31 protein-coding genes are annotated in these 25,678 nt (G+C 71.4%); 13 read left to right on the forward strand and 18 right to left on the reverse strand.

All coding sequences use genetic code 11. The features are described from left to right. Window positions 1-69: 69 nt before the first annotated feature. The 3 genes from QC385_RS03880 to QC385_RS03890 all read right to left on the reverse strand — a co-directional run bounded on the left by QC385_RS03880 (window position 70) and on the right by QC385_RS03890 (window position 2,485). The gene (locus QC385_RS03880) at window positions 70-1,251 is read right to left on the reverse strand and encodes a GDSL-type esterase/lipase family protein (RefSeq protein WP_279539839.1); all 1,182 of its coding nucleotides are present in this window, start codon (window positions 1,249-1,251) and stop codon (window positions 70-72) included. 4 nt (window positions 1,252-1,255) lie between these two features. Next, entirely contained in the window at window positions 1,256-1,843 is a 588-nt protein-coding gene (locus tag QC385_RS03885) for a TetR/AcrR family transcriptional regulator (RefSeq protein WP_279539840.1), read from the reverse strand. Between the two features lie 93 nt (window positions 1,844-1,936). Continuing rightward, on the reverse strand, window positions 1,937-2,485 hold the full coding sequence (locus QC385_RS03890; RefSeq protein WP_279539841.1) for a DUF2269 domain-containing protein: 549 nt from the start codon (window positions 2,483-2,485) through the stop codon (window positions 1,937-1,939). Window positions 2,486-2,633: 148 nt separating this feature from the next. Between QC385_RS03890 and QC385_RS03895 the strand changes: the two genes are divergently transcribed. Beyond that, a complete protein-coding gene (locus QC385_RS03895) occupies window positions 2,634-3,287 on the forward strand; it encodes a class I SAM-dependent methyltransferase (RefSeq protein ID WP_279539842.1) in 654 nt (217 codons plus the stop codon). A gap of 19 nt (window positions 3,288-3,306) precedes the next feature. Here the strand turns inward: QC385_RS03895 and QC385_RS03900 are convergent, their stop codons facing one another. Next, the gene (locus QC385_RS03900; protein WP_279539843.1) at window positions 3,307-4,035 is read right to left on the reverse strand and encodes a hypothetical protein; all 729 of its coding nucleotides are present in this window, start codon (window positions 4,033-4,035) and stop codon (window positions 3,307-3,309) included. 106 nt (window positions 4,036-4,141) lie between these two features. Between QC385_RS03900 and QC385_RS03905 the strand changes: the two genes are divergently transcribed. Then, the gene (locus QC385_RS03905) at window positions 4,142-4,510 is read left to right on the forward strand and encodes a VOC family protein (protein ID WP_279539844.1); all 369 of its coding nucleotides are present in this window, start codon (window positions 4,142-4,144) and stop codon (window positions 4,508-4,510) included. Window positions 4,511-4,541: 31 nt separating this feature from the next. On the opposite strand, the gene QC385_RS03910 is transcribed toward QC385_RS03905, so the two are convergent. Continuing rightward, window positions 4,542-5,435, reverse strand: coding sequence for a LysR family transcriptional regulator (locus QC385_RS03910; protein ID WP_279539845.1), 894 nt, complete (start codon window positions 5,433-5,435; stop codon window positions 4,542-4,544). Window positions 5,436-5,644: 209 nt separating this feature from the next. On the opposite strand from QC385_RS03910, the gene QC385_RS03915 reads away from it, so the two are divergent. Continuing rightward, a complete protein-coding gene (locus QC385_RS03915; RefSeq protein WP_279540346.1) occupies window positions 5,645-6,169 on the forward strand; it encodes a DUF6817 domain-containing protein in 525 nt (174 codons plus the stop codon). Window positions 6,170-6,171: 2 nt separating this feature from the next. On the opposite strand, the gene QC385_RS03920 is transcribed toward QC385_RS03915, so the two are convergent. Together QC385_RS03920 and QC385_RS03925 are read right to left on the reverse strand one after the other, a co-directional pair. Continuing rightward, entirely contained in the window at window positions 6,172-6,789 is a 618-nt protein-coding gene (locus QC385_RS03920; protein WP_279539846.1) for an HAD family hydrolase, read from the reverse strand. Between the two features lie 52 nt (window positions 6,790-6,841). Beyond that, window positions 6,842-7,363 carry an ATP-binding protein gene (locus tag QC385_RS03925; protein WP_279539847.1) on the reverse strand — a complete coding sequence of 174 codons (522 nt, stop codon included), beginning with the start codon at window positions 7,361-7,363 and terminating at the stop codon, window positions 6,842-6,844. Window positions 7,364-7,494: 131 nt separating this feature from the next. Between QC385_RS03925 and QC385_RS03930 the strand changes: the two genes are divergently transcribed. The 3 genes from QC385_RS03930 to QC385_RS03940 all read left to right on the forward strand — a co-directional run bounded on the left by QC385_RS03930 (window position 7,495) and on the right by QC385_RS03940 (window position 9,381). Continuing rightward, window positions 7,495-8,169 (forward strand): helix-turn-helix domain-containing protein, encoded by a 675-nt coding sequence (locus QC385_RS03930; RefSeq protein WP_279539848.1) that lies wholly within the window; start codon window positions 7,495-7,497, stop codon window positions 8,167-8,169. Between the two features lie 89 nt (window positions 8,170-8,258). Next, the gene (locus QC385_RS03935; RefSeq protein WP_279539849.1) at window positions 8,259-8,930 is read left to right on the forward strand and encodes a hypothetical protein; all 672 of its coding nucleotides are present in this window, start codon (window positions 8,259-8,261) and stop codon (window positions 8,928-8,930) included. Between the two features lie 118 nt (window positions 8,931-9,048). Then, entirely contained in the window at window positions 9,049-9,381 is a 333-nt protein-coding gene (locus QC385_RS03940; protein WP_279539850.1) for a DUF2516 family protein, read from the forward strand. A gap of 36 nt (window positions 9,382-9,417) precedes the next feature. Here the strand turns inward: QC385_RS03940 and QC385_RS03945 are convergent, their stop codons facing one another. The 5 genes from QC385_RS03945 to QC385_RS03965 all read right to left on the reverse strand — a co-directional run bounded on the left by QC385_RS03945 (window position 9,418) and on the right by QC385_RS03965 (window position 14,886). Next, window positions 9,418-10,767, reverse strand: a complete 1,350-nt coding sequence (locus tag QC385_RS03945) for a PP2C family protein-serine/threonine phosphatase (protein WP_279539851.1) — start codon at window positions 10,765-10,767, stop codon at window positions 9,418-9,420. A gap of 300 nt (window positions 10,768-11,067) precedes the next feature. Further along, a complete protein-coding gene (locus QC385_RS03950) occupies window positions 11,068-12,162 on the reverse strand; it encodes a C40 family peptidase (protein ID WP_279539852.1) in 1,095 nt (364 codons plus the stop codon). Window positions 12,163-12,376: 214 nt separating this feature from the next. Next, window positions 12,377-13,195 carry a class I SAM-dependent methyltransferase gene (locus QC385_RS03955; protein ID WP_279539853.1) on the reverse strand — a complete coding sequence of 273 codons (819 nt, stop codon included), beginning with the start codon at window positions 13,193-13,195 and terminating at the stop codon, window positions 12,377-12,379. A 56-nt stretch (window positions 13,196-13,251) separates the two neighbouring features. Beyond that, window positions 13,252-13,887, reverse strand: coding sequence for a dihydrofolate reductase family protein (locus tag QC385_RS03960; RefSeq protein ID WP_279539854.1), 636 nt, complete (start codon window positions 13,885-13,887; stop codon window positions 13,252-13,254). Between the two features lie 198 nt (window positions 13,888-14,085). Next, the gene (locus QC385_RS03965; protein ID WP_279539855.1) at window positions 14,086-14,886 is read right to left on the reverse strand and encodes a calcium-binding protein; all 801 of its coding nucleotides are present in this window, start codon (window positions 14,884-14,886) and stop codon (window positions 14,086-14,088) included. A 414-nt stretch (window positions 14,887-15,300) separates the two neighbouring features. Between QC385_RS03965 and mshA the strand changes: the two genes are divergently transcribed. Together mshA and QC385_RS03975 are read left to right on the forward strand one after the other, a co-directional pair. Next, entirely contained in the window at window positions 15,301-16,638 is a 1,338-nt protein-coding gene (gene mshA, locus QC385_RS03970) for a D-inositol-3-phosphate glycosyltransferase (RefSeq protein ID WP_279539856.1), read from the forward strand. Beyond that, on the forward strand, window positions 16,631-17,140 hold the full coding sequence (locus QC385_RS03975) for a YbjN domain-containing protein (protein WP_279539857.1): 510 nt from the start codon (window positions 16,631-16,633) through the stop codon (window positions 17,138-17,140). The genes mshA and QC385_RS03975 overlap by 8 nt, the downstream gene beginning before the upstream one ends. A 53-nt stretch (window positions 17,141-17,193) precedes the next feature. On the opposite strand, the gene QC385_RS03980 is transcribed toward QC385_RS03975, so the two are convergent. After that, the gene (locus QC385_RS03980) at window positions 17,194-17,727 is read right to left on the reverse strand and encodes a hypothetical protein (protein WP_279540347.1); all 534 of its coding nucleotides are present in this window, start codon (window positions 17,725-17,727) and stop codon (window positions 17,194-17,196) included. A gap of 381 nt (window positions 17,728-18,108) precedes the next feature. Between QC385_RS03980 and QC385_RS03985 the strand changes: the two genes are divergently transcribed. Then, window positions 18,109-19,011: an SCO1860 family LAETG-anchored protein gene (locus QC385_RS03985; RefSeq protein WP_279539858.1), complete on the forward strand. Its 903-nt coding sequence runs from the start codon at window positions 18,109-18,111 to the stop codon at window positions 19,009-19,011. A gap of 381 nt (window positions 19,012-19,392) precedes the next feature. Here QC385_RS03985 and QC385_RS03990 read toward each other — a convergent pair whose 3' ends face one another. Further along, window positions 19,393-20,208 carry a helix-turn-helix domain-containing protein gene (locus QC385_RS03990; protein ID WP_279539859.1) on the reverse strand — a complete coding sequence of 272 codons (816 nt, stop codon included), beginning with the start codon at window positions 20,206-20,208 and terminating at the stop codon, window positions 19,393-19,395. A gap of 49 nt (window positions 20,209-20,257) precedes the next feature. On the opposite strand from QC385_RS03990, the gene QC385_RS03995 reads away from it, so the two are divergent. Continuing rightward, complete coding sequence (locus tag QC385_RS03995; RefSeq protein WP_279539860.1) at window positions 20,258-20,701, forward strand: DUF2000 domain-containing protein; 444 nt, start codon at window positions 20,258-20,260, stop codon at window positions 20,699-20,701. A 116-nt stretch (window positions 20,702-20,817) separates the two neighbouring features. Beyond that, window positions 20,818-21,522, forward strand: coding sequence for a YqeB family protein (locus QC385_RS04000; RefSeq protein ID WP_279539861.1), 705 nt, complete (start codon window positions 20,818-20,820; stop codon window positions 21,520-21,522). A 13-nt stretch (window positions 21,523-21,535) separates the two neighbouring features. On the opposite strand, the gene QC385_RS04005 is transcribed toward QC385_RS04000, so the two are convergent. From QC385_RS04005 to QC385_RS04015, 3 genes are all read right to left on the reverse strand, one after another. Next, window positions 21,536-21,976, reverse strand: a complete 441-nt coding sequence (locus QC385_RS04005; RefSeq protein ID WP_279539862.1) for a nuclear transport factor 2 family protein — start codon at window positions 21,974-21,976, stop codon at window positions 21,536-21,538. A 140-nt stretch (window positions 21,977-22,116) separates the two neighbouring features. Next, the gene (locus tag QC385_RS04010; RefSeq protein ID WP_279539863.1) at window positions 22,117-22,731 is read right to left on the reverse strand and encodes a DinB family protein; all 615 of its coding nucleotides are present in this window, start codon (window positions 22,729-22,731) and stop codon (window positions 22,117-22,119) included. A 290-nt stretch (window positions 22,732-23,021) separates the two neighbouring features. Then, the gene (locus QC385_RS04015; RefSeq protein WP_279539864.1) at window positions 23,022-23,621 is read right to left on the reverse strand and encodes a TetR/AcrR family transcriptional regulator; all 600 of its coding nucleotides are present in this window, start codon (window positions 23,619-23,621) and stop codon (window positions 23,022-23,024) included. Between the two features lie 55 nt (window positions 23,622-23,676). Between QC385_RS04015 and QC385_RS04020 the strand changes: the two genes are divergently transcribed. Both QC385_RS04020 and QC385_RS04025 read left to right on the forward strand, forming a co-directional pair. Continuing rightward, the gene (locus QC385_RS04020) at window positions 23,677-24,141 is read left to right on the forward strand and encodes an SRPBCC family protein (protein WP_279539865.1); all 465 of its coding nucleotides are present in this window, start codon (window positions 23,677-23,679) and stop codon (window positions 24,139-24,141) included. Window positions 24,142-24,493: 352 nt separating this feature from the next. Further along, window positions 24,494-24,769, forward strand: coding sequence for a ribosomal protein L7/L12 (locus tag QC385_RS04025; protein ID WP_279539866.1), 276 nt, complete (start codon window positions 24,494-24,496; stop codon window positions 24,767-24,769). Between the two features lie 103 nt (window positions 24,770-24,872). Here QC385_RS04025 and QC385_RS04030 read toward each other — a convergent pair whose 3' ends face one another. Then, window positions 24,873-25,634: a phosphoglyceromutase gene (locus tag QC385_RS04030; RefSeq protein ID WP_279539867.1), complete on the reverse strand. Its 762-nt coding sequence runs from the start codon at window positions 25,632-25,634 to the stop codon at window positions 24,873-24,875. Window positions 25,635-25,678 lie beyond the last annotated feature (44 nt).

Consider the following 25,678-nt stretch of genomic DNA (forward strand, 5'->3'; position numbering starts at 1 on the left):
GTCAGCTTCGGTCATCCGGCCCAGACAGTCGCGGCGGTGTCCACAGGGTGTGGACGCCGCCGCGCCAGGTCATGAGCTCGGGGCGAAGGGGCCGCCTCCGGTGAAGGCCAGTTCGTGGAAGCGTTCGCCGATGTGGCGGTGGGTGGCCGCGTCCGGGTGGACCTCGTCGGGGAGGGGGTGTTCGGCCGCGTCGGACTCGCCGTAGAGGTCGAGACCGTCGAGGTAGTGGATGTTCGGGTCGTCCGCGGCGCGCTGCCGCACGATGCGGGACAGTTCCTCACGGATGACGGTGAGCGTCAGCTTCCCGGCGGGCACCTCCGCCGGGTCGCCCATCGCGGCGAACCGCAGCCCGCCCTCGCCGAGCGCGCTGATGTCCGGGGCCGTCGGCCCGGGCGTGTCCTCGTGGATGGAGCAGTGGACGGAGGAGACGACCAGCAGCGGGGTGTCGGGGTGCCCCTCACGGATCGTGTCGAGGAAGCCGTGCACGGCCGGGCCGAAGGCGCGCAGCCGCATCACGTCCCCATTGACGATGTTGATGCCGATCTTGACGCTGATCAGGTCGGCCGGGGTGTCCCGCATGGCACGCGCGGTGAACGGGTCGAGCATCGCGCTGCCGCCGAGACCGAGGTTGATCAGTTCCACACCGCCCAGGGACGCGGCGATCGCGGGCCAGATGGCCGTGGGGCTCGCGGCGTCGGAGCCGTGACTGATCGAACTGCCGTGGTGCAGCCACACCCTGCGGCCCCGGTCCGGCAGCAGCTCCACGGGCGCGTCCGTGCGCAGGGCGACGAGCTCGGTGGTCTCGTTGTGCGGCAGCCAGATCTCGACGTCCTTCTCGCGCGCGGGCAGCCCGGTGAAGCGGACGGTGCCGACCGGGCCCGGCGTGACCTCGCCGTCCCAGGTGGCCATGTCGATCGTGAGGACGTTGCCGCCGGTCCCGGAGGCCTGGCCCGCCGGACGGCCGTCCACGAGCAGGTCGTACAGGCCGTCCGGCCTGGGCGGGAAGCCGGCGTAGTCGCGCTTGGTGCGCAGCGTGTCCAGCTCGACCGCGGTCGCGGCGGTGCGGAACGCCAGCCGTACGCCGGACGGCTGGGCCTCGGCCATGGCCAGCTGGGCGTTGGTGTTCTGCGCACGGGCCCGGGCGGGCAGCCGGTGCGGGAGCAGTCCGTGTTCGGTGCGCTCCACGTCGAGGGCGCCGCGCAGCAGGTCCGCCGTGAGGGGCGTGGTGATCCAGTCGTGCTCGGTGTGCATGGTGTCAGCCTCGGGGGTCGGTGGGGGGCGCGGGCCAGTTCCGCAGCAGCGTGTCGAGGGCGTCGAGGATCCGGGCCCAGGTGTCGTCGGTGTCGGGGGCGCTGTGGCTGAACCCGCCGCCCATCTCCAGGCTGACGTAGCCGTGGAAGACACTGCCCAGCAGCCGGACCGCGTGGGTCTGGTCCGGTTCCGTCAGGTCGTAGCCGCGTAGCAGCGCCCGGGTCATCTGCGCGTGCCGGACCCCGGCGCTCGCGGCCGCCGTCTGCGGGTCCAGCCGCAGCTGGGCCGCGGCGTAACGGCCCGGGTGCTCCCGGGCGTAGTCGCGGTAGACGTTTGCGAGGGCGGCCAGGGCGTCCTTGCCGGACCGCCCGGCCAGGGCGTCGGCGGCCCGGTCGGCGAGTTCCGTGAGCGCGAGCAGGGCGATCCGGGTTCTGAGGTCCTGGGAGTTCTTCACGTGCGAGTACAGGCTCGCGACCTTGACGTCGAACCGGCGGGCGAGCGCCGAGACGGTCACCTGGTCAAAGCCGACCTCGTCGGCCAGTTCGGCACCCGCCTGGGTCAGGCGTTCCGGTGTCAGTCCTACGCGTGCCATACGGCCACTCCCTTCTGCCAGAAGGAAGTGTGCACCTGCCTAATAGTATTAGGCAAACTGTGTGGTGCCTTAGGTGTGCTGCCTTAGGGTGTCTCAGGCGTCCTCCAGAGCACGCCGAGCCGGCTCCGGCAGCCTCCTGCCCCGCCTGGTCAGCCCCCAGGGCTTCAGGACGGAGATCACGGTCATGAAGACGTAGGCGGACAGCGAGACGGCCGGCCCGGACAGGACGTCACCGGCGTCGGGCAGGGGCCCGCCCGCGGCGACGGCGGTGACCGCGGAGTTCACCCCGGGGCGCAGGGCGAACACCGTGGCGGTGGTCGTGGCGAGGGTCAGCCAGAACTTCGTGCAGACCCAGCGGTACCGGACCAGTCCCCACGGTGTGCCCAGGGACAGCACCAGGCCGCTGAGCAGCGTGAGGAACGCGACGGGGAGCAGGAGCCAGTCGGCGAAGAGCTTCATGGCCCGGACGGACGCCTCCACGGTCACGGCGGCCCCGGTGCCGGCCGCGGTGGTCCCGAGCGCGAGCAGCCCGAGCGTGAGCCCGAGCCAGCTCGCGGAGGCGGTGACGTGGACGACGAGAACGGCCCGGCGCGCCGGGCGGCCGAGTCTCGTAATCGGCTGGGGCTTCTGCTTCGGCTTCACGCTGCCACCGTGCCGGGACGGGGTGGCGGAGGCGTCTTACGGCGGGAGTAATCCGGCGTACTGGCGTCGGCGTACGAGCGGGGCACCGGCCTGTACTCGCCCGGCGTGACGGCCCGGCCCTGTCAGCGCCGTCGTCTAGCTTCATGGCATGACCGAACCCTCCTACGTCACCGCCGTCCGAGAGTCCTACGACACCGTCGCCGCCGACTACGCCCGGCTCGTCAAGGAGCCTGCCGGGCTGGACCCGGTGTCCCGCGCGATGCTGGCCGCCTTCGCCGAGCTCGTACGGCCGCCGCACCCCGGGCCGGTGGCCGACCTGGGCTGCGGCCCGGGCAAGGTGACGGCGCACCTGGCCGCCATGGGGGTGCCGGTGTTCGGCGTGGACGTGTCGCCGGAGATGGTCGAACTGGCCCGGGCGGCGTACCCGGATCTCCGCTTCACCGTCGGCTCGATGACCGCGCTGGAGATCGGCAACGGCGAACTCGGCGGCATCCTGGCGTACTACGCCACCCACCACACCCCGCCGCAGTGGCTGCCGGCCGTGTACGCCGAGTTCCACCGCACCCTCGCGCCCGGCGGCCGGCTGATGCTGGCCGGCCCGGTGGGCGGCGGCGAGCACCTGCGCCCGTCGCACGCCTACGGCGACCATCCGGTGTCCTACGAGTCGTACCTACTGCCGCCGGACCGGATCGCCGAACTGCTCCACCGGGCCGGACTGGTCGTCACGACGCGTGTGGTGCAAGAGCCGGACGAGGGGACCAAGAGGCAGATCGGCACGTTCCTGGCGTACAAGCCGCGGTAGTGACAGGCGGGCCCCGCCGTTATCCGCCGTGCAGCCACACCCGCAGCGGACCGACCGGCTCGAAGCCGTGCCGGACGGCGGTCTCCAGGTCGTCGCCGCTCTCGTAACCGACCACGGGCAGGGTCGGGAAGAGCCGGTCGAGCGCGTGCAGCACGACCGGCCAGGCGGCGTCGGGCCCGCCGCCCCGCCCGAAGACGTTGGAGATGCCGACCACCTGCTCGCCGCGGCCGGCCACCGCTCCGGCGACGACGCGCCCGTCGCCGGACCGTCCCGTGATCACGAAGGTCTCCGGGTCGGCGAGCAGCCCGCCCCGGAACAGGTCCGCGTTCCCGGCGCCGCCGTCCCAGGCCTGCGCCCAGGCGCGCAGCGTCTCCGGATCGCCCGCCACGTCCCACGCGAGATCCGCCGGCTCCGGCGGGCCGGCGGGCGCGGCCGCACCCGCCGGACGGTGGATCCACTGCGCCTCGAACAGCACCCGGAACCCGGCCCCCGTCAGATCGAGATCGGCGAAGCTGTCCTTGACCGAGGCGCCGGGCGAGTCCATGTCGATCCGTGCCACGAGCGCGTCCGGATCGGCGCCCGGCTCCAGCGTCACCGCGTCGGGGTAGTAGAGCGGCGCCCGCTCCGCAGCGGCCCACGCCTCGTCCCCGAACTCTCCCGCCACTCCGTGGGCCCGGCACATCACCGCGCACCACTCGGCGTTGTTACGGGCGGCGGTACGGACCAGGGACTGCCGAGAAGTCGTCACGAGTGCGGATCATGGCCGTACAGGACCCGGCTCGTCGAACTGTTTTGAGGGCCGGCCCTTCTATGGTGATCGCCGGGAGTCCACCGATGACCGGCCTGGAGGCTGCATGTCCGTACGCATGAAGTTGAGCGCGATAACCCTGGACTGCCCCGATCCGCTCGCGCTGGCGGCGTTCTACCAGGCGGCCACCGGCCTCGAACCGCACCCGAGGTCGAACGCCGAATTCGCCGCTCTGGGCGGCGGGGACGGACTTTCCATCGGCTTCCAGCGGGTCGACGACTACCGGGCTCCGAGCTGGCCCGGCCAGGACGTGCCCCAGCAACTGCACTGCTGCTTCACGGTCGCGGACCTGGAGGAGGCCGAGGCCCGGCTGCTGGCGCTGGGAGCGGGCAGACCGGAGCGGCAGCCGAACGAGAGCAGGTGGCGGGTGCTGACGGATCCGGCGGGGCATCCCTTCTGCATTGTCGGGGAGTGAGAGAGCAGGCGGGCATGGACGAGGCCGGACCCTAGGGACTGTTCGTACAGCTGCGGGCGACGGTGTCGGCGAAGGCCCGGGCGAGGGGGGTGAGGGCGTCCCAGCGGCGGACGGCCCAGCCGACCGGGAGCGGGGGCAGGCCGGGGACGGGGACGAGGCGGAGGGGACCGTCACCGGGTACCTCCCAGCCGGGCAGGACGGGAACGACGGCGTGTCCGAGGCCGAGCTCCGCCAGCAGGAGGGCGGTGTCCCAGTCGGCGACGCTCGTGTCGGAGCTGGTCCGGACGCCCAGCTCGGCGAACGCGGCGTCGAGGCGGGCGCCCGAGGTGGAGTTCCGGGGGAGCCGGATGAGGCTGATGTCGCCCAATTCGGCCGGGTGGACACAGGGCCGGTCCGCCAGCGGATCGTCGGCGCGGACCGCCAGTACCCAGGGCAGGGCGACGACGGGGCGCTGCTCGATACCGCGCACCGGGCCGTCGATCGTGACCCAGGCGAGGTCCAGGTCGCCGGCGGTGAGGGCGTCGAAGCAGCCGCGGCTGGAGGTCTCCGTCCGGAACTCCAGGCTGACCTTCGGGTATCGCTGCCGGAAGCTGACGACGGCCTCGGACATGAAGTGCCGCACGGTGGTTCCGCCCGTGGTGACCCGCACGGAGCCGCTGTCGCCGTTGACCAGGTCCCCGAGGCGCCGCAGGGCCAGGTCCAGACCGGCGATGCTGTCCGAGGCGGCATCGCACAGGACGTGCCCCGCGTGTGTGGGCACGACGCCCCGGGGCCTGCGCTCCAGGAGGCTCACACCGGCCTCCCGCTCCAGCCGTTTGACGTGCTGGCTCACCGCTGACTGCGTGCAGCCCAGTTCCCGGGCGACGGCGCTGAGGCTTCCCGCCCTGCACACGGCCACGAAGACGCGCAGGTCCTCCAAAGTCATAACTCCCAAGCTACAGCTTGGAGATGGTGAGAAATCCATAGGATTGACTGGGGTCACGGGGCGCACGATCATCAGTGCAGGGCCCAGGCGGCAACCCGTCCGGCGCCTTCGCGGGTCCGGACCACAGGCGAAGGCGCGGACGGGTGCCGACCCCGAGCGACGGAAGGACACCACCCTTGTCCGCTTCCCCCACCGCTGCCGACCAGGCCATGGTGCTGCTGCGCGAGCTCGGTGGCGCGGACATCGCCCACCCGGGCGGCACCCTCGTGGCCCATCTCCAGCGCGTCCGGGGACAACTCGCCGTATGGGGCGCCCGCCCCGCCCTCCAGATCGCGGGCCTGTGCCACGCCTTCTACGGCACCGACGGCTTCCCCACCGCCTTGCTGTCCCCGGACAGGCGCCCCGAACTCGCGGAGGTGATCGGTGCCGAGGCCGAAGCCATCGTGTATCTCTACGCGTCGTGCGACAGGAAGGCCACCTATCCGACGCTCGCGGATGCCGACGGGGCCTTCCGGAATCGGTTCACGGGCCGTCTCCACACTCCGGAGCCCCAACTGCGGCGGGACTTCGCAGAGTTGTCCGTCGCCAACGAACTCGACCTCGCCCGCGTCGACTCCGCCTTCCGCGAGCAGTGGGGGGCCGGACTCCTCGCCCTGTTCACCCGGCTCCGGCCCCTGCTGAGCCGACCCGCGTGGTCGGACTGCCGTACCGTGCTCGCCGCCGAGGGCCGGTGACGTCAGCCGAGCAGCGGTGCGACCAAGTCCCGCAGCTGGTCGAAGCGTTGGTAGTGCAGGCCGGTGAGGCCCGCCGCCCTGGCCGCGTGGACATGGGTGAGGGTGTCGTCGACGAACAGGCAGCGCCGCATGTCGGCCCGGACCCGCTGGGCCGCTGTCGCGAAGACGCGCGGGTCGGGTTTGGCGACTCCGATCCGGGCGGTGTTGATCACCGCGTCGAAGGCTTCGGCCAGTCCTGCCGAGGCGAGATACGTCTCCAGCCGGGTAGTGGCGTTGGAGACCAGGACCACCGGCACCTTGCCGCGGAGTGCGGTGAGCAGTTCGACGACATCGGTGTCGATCCGGCCGGTGAGCCCGCTCCACGCCCCGACCAGGTCCTGGGCCCGGGCGAGGGATCCGCAGACGGGTGCCAGGACCTCCGCGACCCGGTGCCGCCACTGCTCGTCGCTGAGCCGGCCCGTGACGGCCGCCTGAAGAAGCTCGTCGTCGAACGCCGCGCCGGCCAGCGTGCCCTCGGCCAGTCCCCAGGACCGGTCCAGCGCGTTCATTCCGTCGGGGTCCCACAGGTGCACGACTCCGTCGAAGTCGCACAGCACCGCGTCGAACGGCAACCCATCCATGAGACGCGATCATGCCAGCTCCCCCGTGGGCTGTTCGAGTGGCGGGCGGGCCTCAGCCCTTGACGGCCTCCGCGATCCGCTGGGCGGCCTGGGCGGGCGTGAGGTGCGTGGTGTCGACGACCTCGGCCTCGGCGTGCAGCCACGAGCGGGCCGCCTCGGCGTAGGGCTCCAGGTACTTGAGACGGAACGGGGAGGGGCCGAGAACGGTGTCCCCCAGGATGCGCCCGCGGAGGGTGTCCTGGTCGGCGTGGAGGACGAAGTGCCGTACAGGAATGTCGTGTTCGGCGAGTCCTGCGCTGATCTCGCGCCAGTACTCCTCGACCAGGACGGTCATGGGCATCACCAGGGTGCCGCCGGTGTAGTCGAGTACCCGGCGGGCGGTCTCCACCACGAGCGGCCGCCACGGCGGCCAGTGCTGGAAGTTGTCCGTCCCGGGCAGCCCCGGCCTGATGTCCATGAGTGTCTCGCCGACCTTCTCGGCGTCGAACACCCGTGAGTCCGGGATCAGCCGCTGCACGAGTGCACTGGTCGTCGTCTTGCCCGCGCCGTGGGTGCCGTTGATCCATACGATCATGGGACCTCACGCTAGCGCTGTGCGGGCCGCGGGAACGGGTACTTGACGGCACGCACCCCCGGGCGCGTGGCGTGGCGCACTATTGCAAGCGGGTGCTTGCAATAGTTAGCGGGGTGCGGCACTGTGGAGTCATGGCATCGCTCAACGTCGGCAATCTCGGTGACTACCTGCGCGAACAGCGGCGCAACGCGCAGCTGTCGCTTCGGCAGCTCGCCGACGCCGCCGGGGTGTCCAATCCGTACCTGAGCCAGATCGAGCGCGGACTGCGCAAGCCGAGCGCGGAGGTGTTGCAGCAGGTCGCCAAGGCCCTGCGGATCTCCGCCGAGACTCTGTACGTCCGGGCCGGCATCCTCGACGCCGAGCGGGACCGGGACGAGGTGGAGACGCGCGCCGTCATCCTCGCGGACCCGGCGCTGCACGAGCGGCAGAAGCAGGTGCTGTTGCAGATCTACGAGTCCTTCCGCAAGGAGAACGGGTTCGGGACCGGCGACGGCTCCGCGGTCGTCGACCTCGTGGTCGCGCGGGACGAGGCGGACAGGGACGGGGACGCTCCCGACGACGGCACCGGGATACGACGGACCCGCACGGCCGACGGCGGCCGGCCCGCCGAACGCCGTACCCGCGACGGCGACGGCGGTGCGTCCGCGGCACCGCCGGCGACCCGCCGCACGCACAAGGACGACAGCGGTACGTCACCGTCGCCCGCCCGTCGTGCTCGCAAGGGCACCGGCGGTACGTCCGCCGCCCGCCGGACCCGCAAGGACACCGGCGGCAGTGACACCGATCCGCAGCAGACGGCCGGCTGAGCCGGACCAGGGCACCGGCCGTACCGCCGCGGATCACACAACCCTCAGCCGAACCCTCAAGCGAAAAAGAATCCGGGAGGACCATCACCATGGCCATCACCGACGACCTGCGCAAGACCCTCAGCGACCCGACGCCGCTCTACTTCGCCGCAGGCACCGCCGACCTCGCCCTTCAGCAGGCCAAGAAGGTGCCGGCCCTGGTGGAGCAGCTGCGCTCCGAGGCCCCCGCGCGGATCGAGGCCGTACGCAACACCGACACCAAGGCCGTCCAGGAGAAGGCCACCGTCCGGGCCAAGGAGGCCACCGCCCGCGTCAAGGAGACGCAGCAGACCCTCCAGAACAAGGTCACGGAGTTCATCGGCTCCATCGACGTCGACATCAAGAAGCTCGGCAGCACGATCGACGCCGACCTGAAGAAGATCGGCAAGACCGCCCAGGACGTCGCGCTGCGCAGCGTCGGCGTGGCCGCCGAGTACGCCGTCAAGGCCCGGGAGACCTACGAGAAGGTCGCCGAGCACGGCGAGCAGGCCGTGCGCACCTGGCGCGGCGAGGCCGCCGAGGGCATCGAGGACGTCGCCGAGGGCGTGGAGGAGCTCGCCATCGCCGTCGAGCCGAAGGCCGAGCCGGTCGAGGTCAAGACGGAGCCGGCGAAGCCCGCCGGCACCACGACCGCCGCCGCCCCGGAGAAGAAGGCTCCCGCCAAGAAGGCCCCGGCCCGCAAGACCACCACCGCCAAGAAGAGCACGCCGCCGGCCAAGTAGGACCGCACAGGCCGCGAAGCGACGGCAACGGGCCGGGCACCCCGGGGGTGTCCGGCCCGTTGTACGGGTACGGTGACCGCGTAGGGACGAGCCGAGTCAGGTGGTGGACGTTGTGCTGATGCAGGGCTTCGCAGGGTTGATGTGGCTTCTGAGCATGGCCCTGATCGTTTTCAGCGGCTTCGCGTTGATCGACGCGGCCGTACGGCGGGAGGACGCCTACCGCGCCGCCGACAAGAAGACCAAGCCGTTCTGGCTGATCATCCTCGGGATCGCCTTCGTGGTGAACCTGCTCTTCCCGATCCTGTCGTTCCTGCCGATCATCGGGCTCATCGCGACGATCGTGTACATGGTCGACGTACGCCCCGCCATCCGGGCGCTCCCCGGCGGCGGCCGCAGCCAGCGCGGCTCCAGCAGCGACGGCCCGTACGGCCCCTGGAACGGCGGCCGGTAGGACCCCCGGCGGCCCTGGAGCCGGTTGGAGCCGGGGCTACGGCACCCGGTCCAGCAGCAGTACCGCCACGTCGTCCGTCAGCTCGCCACCGTTGAGGTCGCGCACCTCGTTCACCGCTGCCCGCAGCAGCTGCTCGCCCCGCAGTCCCTCGGCGATCTGGCGGCGCACCATCTCCGTCATGCCGTCCTGGCCGAGCCGCTCCCGGCCCTCGCCGACACGGCCCTCGATCAGGCCGTCGGTGTAGAGCATCAGGCTCCACTCGGCACCCAGCTCCACCTGCATACGCGGCCAGCGGGCACCCGGCAGCAGCCCGAGGGCCGGCCCGTTGTTGTCGTACGGCAGCAGGCGGGCCGGCTTGCCCGGACTGGCCAGCAGGGGCGACGGATGACCCGCCAGGCACAGACCGGCGCGGCGGCCGTCCGGCGCGATGTCCACCGTGCACAGGGTCGCGAAGATCTCGTCGTCGGCCCGCTCGTGCTCCAGCACCTGCTGGAGCGTGCCCAGCAGCTGGTCCCCGCACAGGCCCGCCAGCGTCAGCGCGCGCCACGCGATCCGCAGCTCCACGCCCAGGGCGGCCTCGTCCGGGCCGTGCCCGCAGACGTCACCGATCATGGCGTGCACGGTGCCGTCCGGCGTGCGCACGACGTCGTAGAAGTCGCCGCCGAGCAGGGCGCGCGAGCGGCCCGGGCGGTAGCGGGCGGCGAACCGGAGCGGGGAGCCCTCCAGCAGCGGGGTCGGCAGCAGACCGCGCTCCAGGCGGCGGTTCTCCTGGGCGCGCAGCCGTCCCTCGGCGAGCCGGCGCTCGGCCGACTCGGAGCGCTTGCGCTCCACCGCGTAGCGGATCGCCCGGCTCAGCAGCCGGCCGTCCAGCTCGTCCCGGAAGAGGTAGTCCTGGGCGCCCACGCGCACCGCCTCCGCGCCGCGCTCGGCGTCGCCCGAGGCGGTCAGCGCCAGGACGGCATGCCGGGGCGCGAGCTCCAGCACGTGCTTGAGCACGGCGAGCTCGTCATCGGTGTCGCCGCGGCCGGGCGCGGGCAGCGCCAGGTCCAGCAGGATGCAGTGGACGTCGTCGGTCAGCAGCCGCCCGGCCTCGGTGAGGTTGCGGGCCGTGCGGACGCGGATCGGCTTGCCCGCCTGGTCGAGCATGTCGGGCACGATCGGCGAACCGGCCGGATCGTCCTCGATCAGCAGCAGGGTCAGGTTGGTGTGGGCGGTGTTGTTCTCCACCTTGTCCGTGGTGTTCCCTGCGGTGTCCGGCATGCGCGGGGCCGTCGCCGAGGCGTCCTTGACGGACTGCTCGGCGGGGCGGTCGCACGGGGACTCGGCCTGCGCCTGACCACTCTCCGCGACCGGGATCGCTCTCTGCCGCGGTATGGGTACGGGCATCGTCTTGGGTTCCTTCCCTCCCCCCGAGGGCACGGCGGGGGCGAGGGACCTCGACCCACCGACGGGGACCATAGCGGGTGTCGGCGCCGCATTGGAATGGTGTGAGCCACGCCGCTGCGCCATCGGCCAGTGTCATATGCCGCGATATGCACCTCAGTTGGACACCGCCGGGATGCTGCGGGGATGACGAACGTCACGTCAGCGCGCGGCCGGGCGGCGGTTTCGGGGTGGGCTGCGTCACGTGGCCCAGGTCACCGGCAGGGGTATCGCGACCTGTTGTCCGCTATCCGGTGTCCGGCCTCAGTCGGTGCCGGCGTCGGTGTCCGGCCGTACCACCCCGAGGATGGGCATCGTCCCCGCCCCCGCGAGGGTCACCGACCGCCCGGGCCGCGGCGCGTGCACGATCGCCCCGTCGCCGACGTACATCGCGACGTGGCTGGCGTCGTCGAAGTAGATGATGAGGTCGCCGGGCCGCATGTCCTCGATGTCGATGTGCCGCAGCCGCTTCCACTGCTCCTGCGAGGTGCGCGGAATGCCCTGTCCGGCGGACATCCAGGCCTGTGAGGTCAGCCCCGAGCAGTCGTACGTCTTCGGGCCCTCGGCGCCCCACTGGTACGGCTTGCCGATCTGGGCCGTGGCGTAGGCGACGGCCTTCTTGCCCTGCTCGGAGGCCTTTCCGTTGATCTCGTCGAGGATGCCGGAGTCGAGCCAGGCGGTCTGCGCCTTGCCGGCCGCCTCCTTCTCCAGCTCGGCGAGGCGCTCCTGCTCCTCCTTCTGGAGCTCGGACTCGAGCTTCTCCGCCTGCGCGATCTGCTGCTCGATCCTCTTCTGCGCGGCGGCCTTGGCCTTGCGGCCCGCCTCCAGTTTCTTCCACTGGGCGGAGGCGTCCTTGGCGTACTGCTCCAAGTCCTCCTGGGTGCGCGTCAGTTCGCCGAGCAGGCCCTTGGTCGCGTGCTGGCCCTGGCGCACCCGGCCCGCCCCGTCGAGGAACTCCTGCGGATCGTCGCTGAGCATCAGATGGGCCTCGGGCGGCAGTCCACCGCCGCGGTACTGGGCGGCGGCCGAAGCGCCCGCGCGGTCCTTCAGCTTCGCCAGCTTCTCCTTGCCCTTGACGATCTTCTTGGCCAGCTTGACGATCTCGGCGGACTGCTGGTCCGCCTTCTCCTCGGCGGCGTTGTACTCGTCGGTGGCACGGGCCGCGGCGCGGTAGAGCTTGTCGAGCTTCTTCCGTATGGCCTCGAGGTCCTTGCCGGGCGCGAGCGTCGTGCCCGCGCTCGGGGTGGGGGTGGGTGTGGGACTCGGGCTCGCGAACGCCGTGCCCGGTGCCGCCAGCACGGTGACCGCGCAGACCACGGCCACGGCCGTCGCGATCAGGCCACGCTTGCCCGTACCCATACCTCAGCCCCCAAACTGATTAACCGTCAGTAACGTCCGGCTCGCCTGGGGATGCTGCCACGTCGGCGCGCGAAGCGACAGGGGTAGTCCTTCCCGCGCTCCCCACCCTGATATGCCTCCGGCATGACGATCTCCCCGCCTGTGTGACGAACGACTCAAAGAGATCGTTCCCCGCGGGGAGGCGCCGAGGAGCTTCCGCCGCGTGCCCGGGAGATCAGCCCCGCGGCGCCAACGCCTCCCAGCGCACCGTCACTTCGCCCTGCCGCCACCGCACCGGCCCGTCCGACACCGGCCAATCGGCGGTCAGGTCCTGTACCGCCCGGATCCAGCGCTGGCGGGCGCCGTATGAGGCGTAGGGCGCGGCGGCGGCCCAGGCGCGGTCGAAGTCGCGCAGGAAGGCGTGCACCGGCTCACCCGGGACGTTGCGGTGGATGAGCGCCTTCGGCAGGCGTTCCGCCAGGTCCGAGGGGCGCTCCAGGGAGCCGAGCCGGGTCGCGAAGGTGACCGTGCGCGGCCCCTCCGGCCCGAGCGCGACCCAGACGTGCCGTCGTCCGATCTCGTCGCAGGTGCCCTCGACCAGCAGTCCGCCGCGCGCACCGGTCGCCGGATCGGCGGGCGCCAGCCGCCCGCACAGCCGGTGCCAGACGGCGGCGACCTCGCCCTCGTCGTACTGGCGCAGGACGTTCGCCGCGCGGACCAGCAGGGGCCGCTGCGGGATCGGGATCTCGAAACCGCCGTGCCGGAAGACGAGCCCCGCCCGCTCGTACGGCAGCGCCGCCGCGACCCGGGCCGGCTCGATCTCGACGCCCACCACACGCGCGCGTGGCGCGACCGTACGGAGGCGGTGCAGCAGCTCGACGGCCGTCCAGGGGGCGGCACCGTATCCGAGGTCGACCGCGACCGGGTCGGCGGCGCGACGCAGCTCGGCGCCGTGCGTGGCCGCGATCCAGCGGTCCATGCGGCGCAGGCGGTTGGGGTTGGTCGTCCCGCGCGTCACTGTTCCCAAGGGGCGGGTGGCTGCGCGGGAAGTCATGCGTACGAGGTTAAGCGGCTCGTCGGGGCTGTACGGTCCCCGGCGCTGAGCGGCCCCTAACTCCCGGCGCCACCCCCACCCTCACCCCCGCCCCCGTACCTCCCGAACCCCGGAACGCCCGCCGTCTCGAACACATGCACCGACAGGCCCCCCGGAGTCGTCCGGTGCTCGGCCAGCCGCAGCCCGGCCGGTGCGCCCCCGTCCGGGAAGAGGCGGCGGCCCTGGCCGACCACGACCGGGGCGATCACGAGCCGCAGCGTGTCGATCAGCCCGGCGGCCAGCAGGGACTGGGCGAGCCGGGCGCTGCCGTGGATCTGGAGCTCCCGGCCGGGCTGCCGCTTCAGCTCCGCCACCTGGGCGGGGACGTCGCCGGACAGGATGGTGGTCGGGTCCCAGCCGGCCGTGGTCAGGCTGCGGGAGGCGACGTACTTCGGCAGGCCGTTCATGATCCCGGCGAGTGGATGATCGGTCATCGCCGGCCAGTCCCGGGCGAAGTTCTGGTAGGTACGCCGCCCGAACAGCAAGGCATCCGCCTCACCGAGCCAGCTGCCGGCCAGCCGCTCGAACTCCTCGTCCAGATGCGGCACGAACCAGCCGCCCCGCTCGAAACCGTCGCTGGTGTCCTCGTCCGGGGCGCCCGGCCCCTGGGAGACACCGTCGAGCGACAGGAACTCCTGCACCACCAGCTTCATCAGGCACCACTCTCTTCTCGCTCGTCGCCACCGGTACTTCCGACGCCGGGGGAGGCGGAAACTCATCGGTGGGCCGTCCGGGGAACCGCGCGGTTCCCCGGACGGTGAGAAGCGCCAGTGCTGGCGCTGGATGCTGTCGCTGTCAGTGCTGGCGGACGATGCTGTCGCTGTCAGTGCTGGCGGACGATGCCGTCGCCGTCAGTCCTGGCGGACGATGTTCCTGCCCGGCCCCCCGGAGAGCGTGTCCGCGCCCGGCCCGCCGTACAGCTCGTCGTCGCCGCTGTTGCCCCAGATCCGGTCGGCGCCGCCGTTGCCGTACAGGATGTCGTTGCCCCTGCCGCCGTACAGCTCGTCGTCGCCGGCCCCGCCGTAGACCGTGTCGTCACCGTCGTCGGCTCGCATGACCTGGTCGCCCGCGCCGCCGCGGAGGACGTCGTCGCCCGCGCCGCCGTCCACGATCTCGCCGTCGATGCCGGCGTGGAGGGTGTCGTCGCCGTCACCGCCGCCGGCGTAACCCAGCGCGCCCACCCTGATGATGTCGTCGCCCGCCCCGCCCAGGGCGGAACTGCCGTCGACTCGGTCGCCGGTGGCGCCGGTCCACTGGTCGTTGCCGTCGCCCAGCTCGATCCGGTTGAAGTAGTAGACCTGGTCGGTGGCGTTGTGGAAGGAAGCGGTGTCGTCGCCGTCGGCGAGGTCCATCTCCATGGAGATGACCGGGGACTGGCTCTCGGGGGCCTCGACCGTGCAGGAGATCTTGGTGTGGTCCGCGCTGTCGGGGTGGCCGCAACCGTTCCCGGCGTCGATCGGGACGGTGTCGTCGATCAGGTAGGTGAACCGTGAGCGGTCGCTGGTGAACGACTGCGTGATGGCCACCTTGTTGGCCTGCCCGGGGGCGGCCGTGTAGGTGAGCTGCCAGCCGTACTCGTTCACCGCGGCGGTGGCCGTCGGCTCCGCGGCGGCGGCCGTGCCGGCCAGGGCGATCGGAACGGCCAGAGCCATGCCGAGAACCGGCGTCAGAGCCGATGAGGCGCGTAACAGTCGGCGGCTGACGAGGCGAGAGGGCATTGCGAACCTCCGTGAGGCAGTCGTTGGTCCTTTCGCACGTTGTGACCGGCCGGGCAGGCGCCGGGTTGTCCGCAGTACCGGCCTCGTCACCCTTTCCGCGGCCTTTTCATAGCGGAGACAGCGCGAGTGACCTGCGATTTCCGATCGGGTTCACCTGCCTGTCACCCTCCCTCGGCCAGGGGTGCGGGCCGTTGGGGGAGCCCACCCATCTCGAACGGTTGAGCGAGGAGCGGTAATGATTCGGTAAAACTCGCGAATCGGGAAATGGAGCCATCCCCTCCGGTGTTCCACCCCCTGGAGGGCACGTGCGCCCTGCAATGGCATGCCCGGAGCGAGGAGGAACGCCACGTGAGCCAGTACATCGGCAGGCTCGGGCGGCGCTCCGCGTCCGCGCCCGCGCGCCTCCGGCTGCACCGCAGGCCCCGCCGGATCGCCATGCTCTCCGTGCACACCTCCCCGCTCCACCAGCCGGGCACCGGCGACGCCGGCGGCATGAACGTCTACATCGTGGAGCTCGCGCAGCGCCTCGCCGCGATCAACATCGAGGTCGAGATCTTCACGCGCGCGACCTCGGCCGCCCTCCCGCCGACCGTCGAGCTGGCCCCCGGCGTCCTCGTCCGGCACGTCGACGCCGGCCCCTACGAGGGCCTCAACAAGGAGGACCTGCCCGCCCAGCTGTGCGCCTTCACGCACGGCGTGATGCAGGCCTGGGCCGGCCACCGCCCCGGCTACTACGACCTGGTGCACTCCCACTACTGGCTCTCCGGCCACGTCGGCTGGCTGGCCGCCCAGCGCTGGGGCGTCCCCCTGGTGCACGCCATGCACACCATGGCCAAGGTCAAGAACGCCAACCTGGCCGACGGCGACACCCCGGAACCGGCCGCCCGCGTCATCGGCGAGACCCAGATCGTCGGCGCCGCCGACCGCCTCATCGCCAACACCACCGAAGAGGCCGACGAACTCGTACGGCACTACGCGGCCGACACCGACAAGGTCGCCGTGGTTCACCCGGGTGTGAACCTCAGCCGCTTCTCGCCCGCCGACGGCCGCGCCGCCGCCCGGGCCCGCCTCGGCCTGCCCCAGGACGCGCTGATCCCGCTCTTCGCGGGCCGCATCCAGCCCCTGAAGGCCCCCGACGTGCTGCTGCGCGCCGTCGCCGTCCTCCTCGACGAGCGCCCCGAGCTGCGTTCGCGCATCCTCGTCCCCGTCGTCGGCGGACCCAGCGGCAGCGGCCTGGCCAAGCCCGAGGGCCTCCAGAAGCTGGCCGCCCGCCTCGGCATCGCGGACGTCGTACGGTTCCACCCGCCGGTCGGCCAGGACCAGCTGGCGGACTGGTTCCGCGCCGCCTCCGTCCTGGTCATGCCCTCCTACAGCGAGTCGTTCGGCCTGGTCGCCATAGAGGCGCAGGCGGCGGGCACGCCGGTGCTGGCGGCAGCGGTCGGCGGCTTGCCCGTCGCCGTGCGCGACGGCCACACCGGCTTCCTGATACGCGGCCACAATCCCGCCGACTACGCGCGCGTGCTGCGCGACTTCGCCGACGACCCGCGGCTGTCGCCCCGGCTGGGCGGGCAGGCCGCCCGCCACGCCCAGTCCTTCGGCTGGGACACCGCGGCCGCCACCACGGCGGACGTCTACACGGCCGCGATGCAGGCACACCGCCGTCGCGTACGCTCGCAGCATGGGTGAAACCGATCTGGAACAGCGTGCGGCACAGGTCATCGAGGGAGTGCTGAAGGACGCCGAGCTGGAGTGGGAGAGCCCCGAACCCGGCACCTACGTGGCCCAGCTTCCCGGCACCCGCAAGCTCAAGACGACGGTCTCCCTGATCGTCGGCCGCCACTCCCTCTCGCTCAACGCCTTCGTCATCCGCCACCCCGACGAGAACGAGCAGGGCGTCCACCGCTGGCTCCTGGAACGCAACCTCAAGCTCTACGGCGTGAGTTACGCCGTCGACCAGCACGGCGACGTCTACGTCACCGGCCGGCTCTCTCTGTCCGCCGTCACGGCCGACGAGATCGACCGCCTGCTCGGCCAGGTCCTGGAGGCCTCCGACGGCAGCTTCAACACCCTCCTGGAACTCGGCTTCGCCTCGGCGATCCGCAAGGAGTACGAGTGGCGGGTGTCCCGCGGGGAGTCGACGCGCAACCTGGACGCGTTCGCGCACCTCACGCAACGCCCCGACCGCTAGGCGGATTTCTCCTGAATCGCGGCTTCCCGTCGGCATGGCAGCCGACGACCTGGCTACTTGATCAGGGCGTTCGCGACAATGATCGCCAGGCCGATCAGCATGTCCATGGCTCCTGACCGGCACGCGGACGGCCATCCGCGCCCAGCGGTGCGAGCGGCCCAGGTGCCCGAGCCGAACAAGGCGACGGTGTTGAACAGCAGGGCCGCGTCCACAGCCGTGGCCTCGGCCCACCACCCGGCCACCGCGCCGAGCAGGATCCCCACCGTGGGCAGCACGGCGGCGACCAGTGGCCACTCGGCGAGCACCGACCGCAGTCTGCTCGTGGCGGCTCCGTCGTCGGACGCACGCTGGGCGATGACGTGCGCGTACCCATGGGCGGCACCCGACGCCAGCGCGGTGAACAGGACCCACAGCGCGTCCGGGCCGGGCTCGGCCTTCTCGCCCGTCGCGTCCAGGGCGGCCACCAGTGCGCTGGCCAGCACCAGTCCGTAGATGCCGCTGAACAGCGACTGCTCCGGCGGTCGGCGCCGCTCGATCCACCGTCGTGCCACGTTCGCGGGGCGGACCTGGTCGGTGCGGTCGGACATCGCATCGCCTCGGTGCGGGAAGAGGGGGTCCGCCCGGTGACGCGCGGTCGCGGACCGCGCGGCCAGCAGCACGTGCAGACCCGCCTGACGGCTCGTGAACAAGATCTCCAGGAGTGTGCCGATCGCGATGGCCGGTGAGGACTTCGGCGCGCCGTGGCAGCCGTAAAGCCAACATTAGAACTCTTGCCCGCAAACGTCCTCCTTGTAGTGAAGAATCCGTATTGAACCTAACTAGCGGCTTTCGCCCGAGCAGGATGGTGCCTTGCTGCCCGGCCGGCCGGTCACCGGCTGGTTCCGGGCGGTCCCCGCATCTCCGCACGCAAGGACACTGCGTTGACCAGAATTTCGCCTCGGGCCGCACACGCCCGTCGCCTCGCTGCCATGTCAGCCACGGGCTTTCTCCTGGCCGGCTCCGCACTCGCCGCCGAAGCCACCGCGGTTCCCGCGAACGACAGTTCCCGGGGCAGCGCCACGGCAGTGGCTTTCCGCGCGGCGCTGGACGTCTCCCGTGCCGGTTCGGCCGGAACGATGCCTCTGCGGGCCACGCTCAATGAGGTTCAAGCTCCGGGGACCGCGGAGAAGAAGACCCTCGACGTGACCGTCGACCAGGTCAACCGCGACCGCCCGGTCCGTCTGCTTCAGGCAGACGCCGTGAGGGCAAAAGCGGATGTCGCCGACGGCCGCGCCGAAGGGACGTCCCATCTCGTACGGGCGCGAGTCCACGTGCCGGGGCTGCCTGCGGTGCCCCTGGTGGAGGTCGCCGAGGTCACCGCCACGGCAACTTGTGTCCCCGGGCAGAAACCGGTCGCCGAGTCCCAGGTACTGGGCCCTGTCACCGCTCTCGGCAAGCGGGTGCCGCTGGAAGCCGGCGGCACCGCCACCGTCGAGGCCCCGGGCGTCGGCACCATCCGGCTTTCCCTGTCCCAGAGGGAGACGACCAGCGTGACGGCCGCCGCCACGTCACTTCGCTTGCAGGTCTCCGTGGATCCCCTGCGGCTGGGCGTCGAGAAGGTGGAAGGCACCGTGACCCTGGCGCAGGCCACCTGCCGTTCTCCTCAGCAGGCGGCCGAGAGCCCGGCACCGTCCGCCACGCCGTCGGCCCAGGCACCGTCCGGCCGGTCGGCACCCCGCGCGCAGTCGGTCGCGCCTTCCCAGGACACCGGTCTGGCGGAGACCGGCGGCAGCCCCATGACGCCGTACCTCCTGGCAGGCGGGGCGGTGCTGGTCACCGTGGGCGCAACAGCCGCCGCACTCGCAGGCAGGCGAGGCCGCCGGAACCCCTGATCCGGCGCGCTCGACGCCGACATGATGTGGCGGGCGACGGACACCCCGGAGAACCGGGAGATGCCACCACGCTCCGTCCCTGGCCGACTCCATGCAGACCGGCGCCCGGTGCTCACCAGCACTGCGGGCGCCGGCCGGGCCGCAACTCCGACGGCCACCGCCGCGCCTTCGGCCGACCCCCTAGGTCGTGTCCGCAAAGTCCCACCTGCCCCGCGACGCCCGGCACGCCCTCTCGCCGCACCGGGCGAACACCCACGTACAACCAGTACGCGGGCGTCCGCCCGGCACTCCCCCAGCCTTCGGCCGGGGGGACCCCCAGAGCACGCACCGGACGCCGCGAGGCCCGCCCTCCGGGCGGACGACGGGACTTTGCGGACACCCCTAGGGGCGCGGGACACCAGGCCGTCCCCTTCGGTAACGCCCCGGCGGCACGCCCACCAGCCTGCGGAAGTGCCGGGTGAGGTGCGACTGGTCGTAGAAGCCGGTCTCGGCCGCCACCTCTCCCGGCGAGCGCCCCTCGAGCAGCAGCCGCCGGGCGCGGCCGACGCGCAGGGACGTCAGGTACTGGTGCGGGGCGATGCCGTAAGCGGCACTGAACGCCCTTACCAGATGGGCGGGATGAGCCCCCACGAGCCCGGCCGCCTCCTGGAGCCCGACACCCTCCACGACCCGCTCGTCCAGCAGCTCCCGAAGCCGCCGCGCGAGGACGGGATCCGCCGGCCGGGGCTTGTCGCCTTCGCCCCGCAGATGGCCGCGCAGCCGCTCCCCGACGAACATCAGCCTGCTCTCGGCCTCCAGTTCCTCACCGGGCCGCAGCAGCGCGCCGTGCACCTGCCCCACGCGCTTGCGCAGCAGCGGATCGCGCAGATCGGGCCGGTCGACGGCGGCCCCGATCAACTCGTCCCCGAGATAGGTCCCGTCGAGATACAGCACCCGCTTGCGGAAGCCGTCCGGGGTGACGGGGGAGCCGTTGTGCGGAACATGCGGCGGCAGCAGCGACACCGTGTCGTGCGGGGTGCCGTGCTCGTGCCGGTCGAGGTCGTACCGTACGGCGCCGGTGTCGACGATCAGCAGCGTCCAGGCGTCGTGGACGTGCATCGGGTACGCGTACTCGGTGAAGCGGGCGTGGAAGACCTCGACGACACCGGATACGGCGGGCCGCCAGGCGGAGACGATCCGGGCGGGCTGGGTGGCCATGCAAAAAACGTACAAGACCCCGGCGAGGGCCGCCGGGCACGCTCGCATCATGAACACGCACACCGAACCGGCTCCGGAGCCGATCCGCTTCGACACGAAGATCGCCGTCCTGCTGCGCGCCGACCTGGAGCCCTGGCAGCGGCTCAACGTGACGTCGTTCCTCGTCAGCGGTCTGGGCACGCGGCTCCCCGAGGTGATCGGCGAACCGTACGAGGACGCGGACGGCGTGCCCTACCTGCCGATGTTACGCCAGCCGGTCCTGGTCTTCGAGGCGACGAAGGAAACCCTGACCACGGCCCACACCCGCGCCCTCTCCCGCTCCCTGCCCCGTGCGATCTTCACCTCGGACCTCTTCGCCACGGGCAACGACCGCGACAACCGCGCGGCCGTACGGTCGGTGCCGACGGCGGACCTGGACCTGGTCGGTCTCGCGGTCTACGGCCCGAAGAACGCGGTGGACAAGGTGGTGAAGGGGGCGCGGATGCACCCGTGAGACGGGACCTGTCCCCGCCCGGCGACCAAAGTCGCGGACGCGTAGACCAACGGCTGACGACAGCGCATGCCCCGCCCGACGAGACTCGCCTCATGGAGGACGCGAGGAACGTTCAGATGGGGCAGACGCGGGTGCCGCAGGCGGGCGCGGGCAAGGACACGGAACTGGCCGAGTCGGCCTGGCTGATCACACTCTTCTGCGTGGCCTGCGGCGTCGGCATCGGCGGCGTGCTCCCGCTCCTCGCCCGCTTGCTGCTGAAGCTGCCGTGGGCACCGCTGGAGGGCCCGGCCGAACTGCTGACGTCGGTCCCGGAACCCGCCCTCACCCTCGGCACGGTCGGGGTCGGCGCGCTCGGCGGCCTGCTGCTGGGCCTCTTCGCCGTGCACGAGTCGCTGTCGGTCCGTGTCTCCGACACGCACCTGGCCCTGACCATCAGGGACACCACCCAGGAGTTCACCCGCGAGGAGATCGCGGTGCTGTGCAGGGACGGCAAGCAACTCGTGGTGCTGGCCCCGGACGGCATGGAACTGGCCCGGGAACACTCCGGCCTGCCCTGGCAGCGTCTGGCCGACACGCTCGCCGAGCACGGCTACCGCTGGGCGGAGGAGGACCCGTACCGAGCCGAGTTCCGCCGCTGGGTCCCCGGCACCCCGGGCCTCCCGGAGGGCGCGGACGCCCTTCTGCGGGCCCGCGCGAAGGCCCTGAAGAGCGACGACGACGCCAAGGACGCCCGTGAGCTGCGCCGCGAGCTGCTGCGGCTCGGCGTGGTCGTCAGGGACGAGGAGAAGCGTCAGTACTGGCGGCCGGCCCGCCAGAACTGAGCAGCCGCGGCACTCACGGAGTACAGGCCTCGGCGATCGACAGGCTGTTCTCGTAGAGGTGGTGCCGGGTGATCCGGCCGTTCTCGACGGTGAGGCGCAGCGCGAACGGCCCCTCGAAGGACTTCCCCGTCGCCCGTACGGTCCCCGACAGGTGCCCCGTGAGCACGGCGTCGGCGCCGTCGACGAGAAACGCGTCGAGGGAGGCGCGGGCGTCCTCGGGCACGGTGTGCTCCATCAACTCGGTGAACTGCGCGGCGCATTCGGCGGCGGTGGACCGAGGCCGGATCCACGGGACACCCGGATTGTCGGCGAGCACCCAGTCCACCTCGTCGGCGAACAGCTCGACGAGCCGCTCGGTGTCCCCGGCGAGCCGCGCGGCGAGGAACTCCTGCACGACGGCCCGGGTGGACTCGGCAACGGAAGTCGTGGTCAGCGGGCTGGACTTCAGGGACATGGCACTCTCCTCGCGACTACGGCCGGCCGGATCCCGGACGGGCTTCGTGGGAACAGGTCCGATCCTGCCGGGGACGGCCGAGCCCGGTCGATTACCCGAGAGGTAATGGTCGACGGCCGGGCCACTTCCCGGCGTCGTCGTCATTGCCCGACCCGGCCGTCGATCAGCTCGCGCAGAAGATCGGCGTGCCCGCAGTGGCGCGCGTACTCCCCGACATGCGCCACCAGGACGTCACGGAGCTGGAGCTGCCCGCCGGGCTCGGCCCCGTAGTCGGAGTACCCGGCGTTCAGGGTGGAGAGGTCCGTGACACCGGCCAGATACCGGTCGGTGAGTTCCACGTCGGTCCACCACTGCCGCCACGCCGCCTCCACGACCGCCGGGTCCGCGACCGCCCCGTTGAAGTCACCGTCCCGGTCCTCCTCGGTGCGGTACAGCTTCGGCGCGTCCTCCCCGGCCATCACCCGCCGGAAGTGCCGCTCGTCCTCGGTCAGATGCCGCACCAGCCCCAGCAACGACATCGTGGACGGCGCCGCCGACCGCCGGGCCATCTGCTCCGCGTCCAGCCCCGCGCACTTCATCTCCAGCGTGAGGCGATAGTGACGAAGACTCTCCAGCAACGCACTGCGCTCATCCACGACTTCGACCACGTCGGTCTCGCGCGGGTCGTCGTCCGGGTCCACCCACATGTCGGGATACACGGTCGCCCGCGTCCATCGACTCACCGCTGGTTCACTGATGTGCTCGTCCGAGGCCATGGGGGGATGGTGGACGGCAGCGGGCGGCTCCGCCACTGAATATCTCCGCCACTGAATATCGGAGCCCCCAGGCCGCCAGCCTGGAACAGGTCTCGGACGAGTCGCCGCGCTTCGTGGCCGCAGGCGCGGCCCCGCCGGTAGACGGCAGTCAGATGATCGCCGGACCGATTGGATGGCGGAATATCAACGCATAACTCGGGGACGGCGCTTGTGCGAGCCAGCCGTCCGCCAGGCCGTCGAGAGCGACGCGGACGATGTCGGCGGGGTCGCTTTGCCTGATCGGTGACTCGTCACTCCGAGCCGTAGTACAGCCGGAGGAACTCCTCCATTGCCGAGTCGACGCCGGCGCGGTCACCGGTGGCGAGCAGGTCGAGCAGCAGGCCGCGGACCGTGGCGAGTCCCAGCCTGGCCCGGTGCCGGGCTCTGGCGGGCTCGGTGCCTGCGCCGACCTCAGCGGCCACGAGCGGCTCCAGCCAGTCCGTCACAAGCCCTTCGAGGGCCGGGACGGCCTCGGGGCGGCCGCGCAGCGCGTATCCGCAGATTTCGAAGAAGAGCCGCTCCTGACCGGCCAGCCGAGGGTCCGTCAGTTGCTGCCAGAGCAGCCGCGCGACATCGACGGGCGAGAGGCCGGGCTCCTGGTGGAGCCGGGACAGCACATCGCGCTGGCGCCGCTCCGACGTCCGGACGATCTCGACGAGCAACTGTTCCTTGGAGCCGAAGTAGTGGATCAGCATGCGGTGACTGACACCGATCGCGGCGCCCAGGCCGCGCAGGCTCAGATCCGCGATGCCGTGTGCAGCAACGTGGTCGACAGCCGCGTCCACCAGTTGTGCGCGCCGATCCCCACGCGCGCCTTGCTCGGCCTCGCCCTCGGGGTGCGAGTCATCCATAGTCACCACCTCACGACTGTACCAATCGGTACATGTCGCATGTACCGTGTGGTACATGAAGTCTGTCACCGTGTCGATCGATGTACCTCAGACGCCCGAGCAGGTCTACGGCTTCCTCGACGTCATGGCTCACCACGAGCGGTTCACCGACCACTACCTGACCAACTGGCGCTATAGCGGCCCCGCCCGTGGCATCGGATCGTGCGCCACGGTCACTGCCGCGCTGGGCGGCACGAAGACCGATGTCACCATCAAGGTCGTCGATGCCGAGGCGCCGCGGCGCATCGTCGAACACAACGTCAGCGCGGCCGGTCGGCGACTGGCCCACGGCACCTACGCCATCGAACCGCTGCCAACGGGTGGGACTCACATCTCGTTCACGTACACGTGGGTGCGCGCCCCTCTCGCCGACCGGCTGCTGGCCCCTGTCGTGCGGACCACGATGCGGCACGCCAACCGCACGGTCATGCGACGCCTGGCCACCGAGTTGGCTCGCCACGTGTCCGCCGCCAGGCCCTGACGGCGGTACATCTGCACGGCCCGACCGGCCCCGAGGCCGTGGGATGGCTGTGTGGGGGAGTTCGTAGTGGGGACGCTGTTCGGCCTGGCATTCGTCGGCGCCGCCGTGGCCATGGGGCGCCACGCCTGGATGCCAGAAGGGGTCCACCTCCGAAATGTCGGAGGTGGACCCCTTCTGAACTGGCGCGGCCACTCGGACCCCGGCCTCACCCTTCGCGTGTACGCACACCTCATGCCGTCCAGCCAGGAGCGCATTCGTAAGGCCGTGGCCTCCATCTTCGAAGCAGCCAAACCGACCCGACATGGCGGTTGAGGGCTCGTACGCTCCGATACGGAGAGGGGCTGGAGTGGCGATGGCAGACGAGTACGTCTCGCTGGTGTGCGACGACGTGCCACATGACGTAGTGCTCACTGACACCGGCGTCCGTGTGCTGGACGTCGTTCAGGTCGTTCGTCGACTGACGGGACTGAGCCTCTGGCGCAGCAAGGTTCTTGCAACACAGATCCCAGCCGTGGTCCTCGTCGGCGTGCCTCAGGAAGACGCTGAGGAAGCCGTGACGGCCCTGCGCGAGGTGGGAGCACAAGCAGGAGCGAGGGAACAGCCGGAGCCGGGCTTCCCCAGGCACTGAGCACGGCCAGACCAAGCAGCTGACGGCCCACAGACGGCCCCACCCCAGCAACAAGGCCCCTGCCAGCGGAGAAACCGCAGGTAGGGGCCTTGATCAGCTCTGCTTACTTCTTCTTGCCCTGGTTCTTGACCGCCTCGATAGCCGCCGCAGCCGCATCGGGGTCCAGGTACGTCCCGCCCGGGTTCACCGGCTTGAAGTCGGCGTCGAGTTCGTAGGACAGCGGGATGCCCGTCGGGATGTTGAGGCCCGCGATGTCCTCGTCGGAGATGCCGTCCAGGTGCTTGACCAGGGCGCGCAGGCTGTTGCCGTGGGCGGCGACCAGGACCGTGCGGCCGGTGAGCAGGTCGGGGACGATCGCGTCGAACCAGTACGGGAGCATGCGGACGACGACGTCCTTGAGGCACTCCGTCTGCGGGCGCAGCTCCGGCGGGAGGGTCGCGTAGCGCGGGTCGGAGAACTGGGAGTACTCGGCGTCACGGTCCAGCGCCGGCGGCGGGGTGTCGTAGGAGCGGCGCCACAGCATGAACTGCTCCTCGCCGAACTCGGCGAGCGTCTGGGCCTTGTCCTTGCCCTGGAGGGCGCCGTAGTGGCGCTCGTTCAGGCGCCAGCTGCGGTGGACCGGGATCCAGAGGCGGTCGGCGGACTCCAGGGCGAGCTGCGCGGTGCGGATGGCGCGCTTCTGGAGGGACGTGTGCACCACGTCGGGGAGCAGGCCGGCGTCCTTCAGCAGCTCGCCGCCGCGCGTCGCCTCCTTCTCGCCCTTCGCGGTCAGGTTGACGTCCACCCAGCCGGTGAACAGGTTCTTCTCGTTCCACTCGCTCTCGCCGTGGCGGAGGAGGATCAGCTTGTACGGTGCGTCGGCCATGCCCCAGAGCGTAATCCACGCATTCGCCCGTTCGCGTGGCTGCC

Source organism: Streptomyces sp. DH10, from assembly GCF_029813805.1.
Lineage (GTDB): Bacteria > Actinomycetota > Actinomycetes > Streptomycetales > Streptomycetaceae > Streptomyces > Streptomyces coeruleofuscus.

Coding starts and splice junctions, on each gene's coding strand:
- QC385_RS04030 (WP_279539867.1), bottom strand. CDS start 25,634: ATGGCCGACGCACCGTACAAGCTGATCCTCCTCCGCCACGGCGAGAGC.
- QC385_RS04015 (WP_279539864.1), bottom strand. CDS start 23,621: ATGGATGACTCGCACCCCGAGGGCGAGGCCGAGCAAGGCGCGCGTGGG.
- QC385_RS03990 (WP_279539859.1), bottom strand. CDS start 20,208: ATGGCCACCCAGCCCGCCCGGATCGTCTCCGCCTGGCGGCCCGCCGTA.
- QC385_RS03885 (WP_279539840.1), bottom strand. CDS start 1,843: ATGGCACGCGTAGGACTGACACCGGAACGCCTGACCCAGGCGGGTGCC.
- QC385_RS03975 (WP_279539857.1), top strand. CDS start 16,631: ATGGGTGAAACCGATCTGGAACAGCGTGCGGCACAGGTCATCGAGGGA.
- QC385_RS03880 (WP_279539839.1), bottom strand. CDS start 1,251: ATGCACACCGAGCACGACTGGATCACCACGCCCCTCACGGCGGACCTG.
- QC385_RS03915 (WP_279540346.1), top strand. CDS start 5,645: ATGGTGCTGCTGCGCGAGCTCGGTGGCGCGGACATCGCCCACCCGGGC.
- QC385_RS04000 (WP_279539861.1), top strand. CDS start 20,818: ATGGGGCAGACGCGGGTGCCGCAGGCGGGCGCGGGCAAGGACACGGAA.
- QC385_RS03985 (WP_279539858.1), top strand. CDS start 18,109: ATGTCAGCCACGGGCTTTCTCCTGGCCGGCTCCGCACTCGCCGCCGAA.
- QC385_RS03955 (WP_279539853.1), bottom strand. CDS start 13,195: ATGACTTCCCGCGCAGCCACCCGCCCCTTGGGAACAGTGACGCGCGGG.
- QC385_RS03910 (WP_279539845.1), bottom strand. CDS start 5,435: ATGACTTTGGAGGACCTGCGCGTCTTCGTGGCCGTGTGCAGGGCGGGA.
- QC385_RS03925 (WP_279539847.1), bottom strand. CDS start 7,363: ATGATCGTATGGATCAACGGCACCCACGGCGCGGGCAAGACGACGACC.
- QC385_RS04020 (WP_279539865.1), top strand. CDS start 23,677: ATGAAGTCTGTCACCGTGTCGATCGATGTACCTCAGACGCCCGAGCAG.
- QC385_RS03895 (WP_279539842.1), top strand. CDS start 2,634: ATGACCGAACCCTCCTACGTCACCGCCGTCCGAGAGTCCTACGACACC.
- QC385_RS03950 (WP_279539852.1), bottom strand. CDS start 12,162: ATGGGTACGGGCAAGCGTGGCCTGATCGCGACGGCCGTGGCCGTGGTC.
- QC385_RS03965 (WP_279539855.1), bottom strand. CDS start 14,886: ATGGCTCTGGCCGTTCCGATCGCCCTGGCCGGCACGGCCGCCGCCGCG.
- QC385_RS03960 (WP_279539854.1), bottom strand. CDS start 13,887: ATGAAGCTGGTGGTGCAGGAGTTCCTGTCGCTCGACGGTGTCTCCCAG.
- QC385_RS03930 (WP_279539848.1), top strand. CDS start 7,495: ATGGCATCGCTCAACGTCGGCAATCTCGGTGACTACCTGCGCGAACAG.
- QC385_RS03995 (WP_279539860.1), top strand. CDS start 20,258: ATGAACACGCACACCGAACCGGCTCCGGAGCCGATCCGCTTCGACACG.
- QC385_RS03940 (WP_279539850.1), top strand. CDS start 9,049: ATGCAGGGCTTCGCAGGGTTGATGTGGCTTCTGAGCATGGCCCTGATC.
- QC385_RS03905 (WP_279539844.1), top strand. CDS start 4,142: ATGTCCGTACGCATGAAGTTGAGCGCGATAACCCTGGACTGCCCCGAT.
- QC385_RS04010 (WP_279539863.1), bottom strand. CDS start 22,731: ATGGCCTCGGACGAGCACATCAGTGAACCAGCGGTGAGTCGATGGACG.
- QC385_RS03945 (WP_279539851.1), bottom strand. CDS start 10,767: ATGCCCGTACCCATACCGCGGCAGAGAGCGATCCCGGTCGCGGAGAGT.
- QC385_RS04005 (WP_279539862.1), bottom strand. CDS start 21,976: ATGTCCCTGAAGTCCAGCCCGCTGACCACGACTTCCGTTGCCGAGTCC.
- QC385_RS04025 (WP_279539866.1), top strand. CDS start 24,494: ATGGCAGACGAGTACGTCTCGCTGGTGTGCGACGACGTGCCACATGAC.
- QC385_RS03935 (WP_279539849.1), top strand. CDS start 8,259: ATGGCCATCACCGACGACCTGCGCAAGACCCTCAGCGACCCGACGCCG.
- QC385_RS03920 (WP_279539846.1), bottom strand. CDS start 6,789: ATGGATGGGTTGCCGTTCGACGCGGTGCTGTGCGACTTCGACGGAGTC.
- QC385_RS03980 (WP_279540347.1), bottom strand. CDS start 17,727: ATGTCCGACCGCACCGACCAGGTCCGCCCCGCGAACGTGGCACGACGG.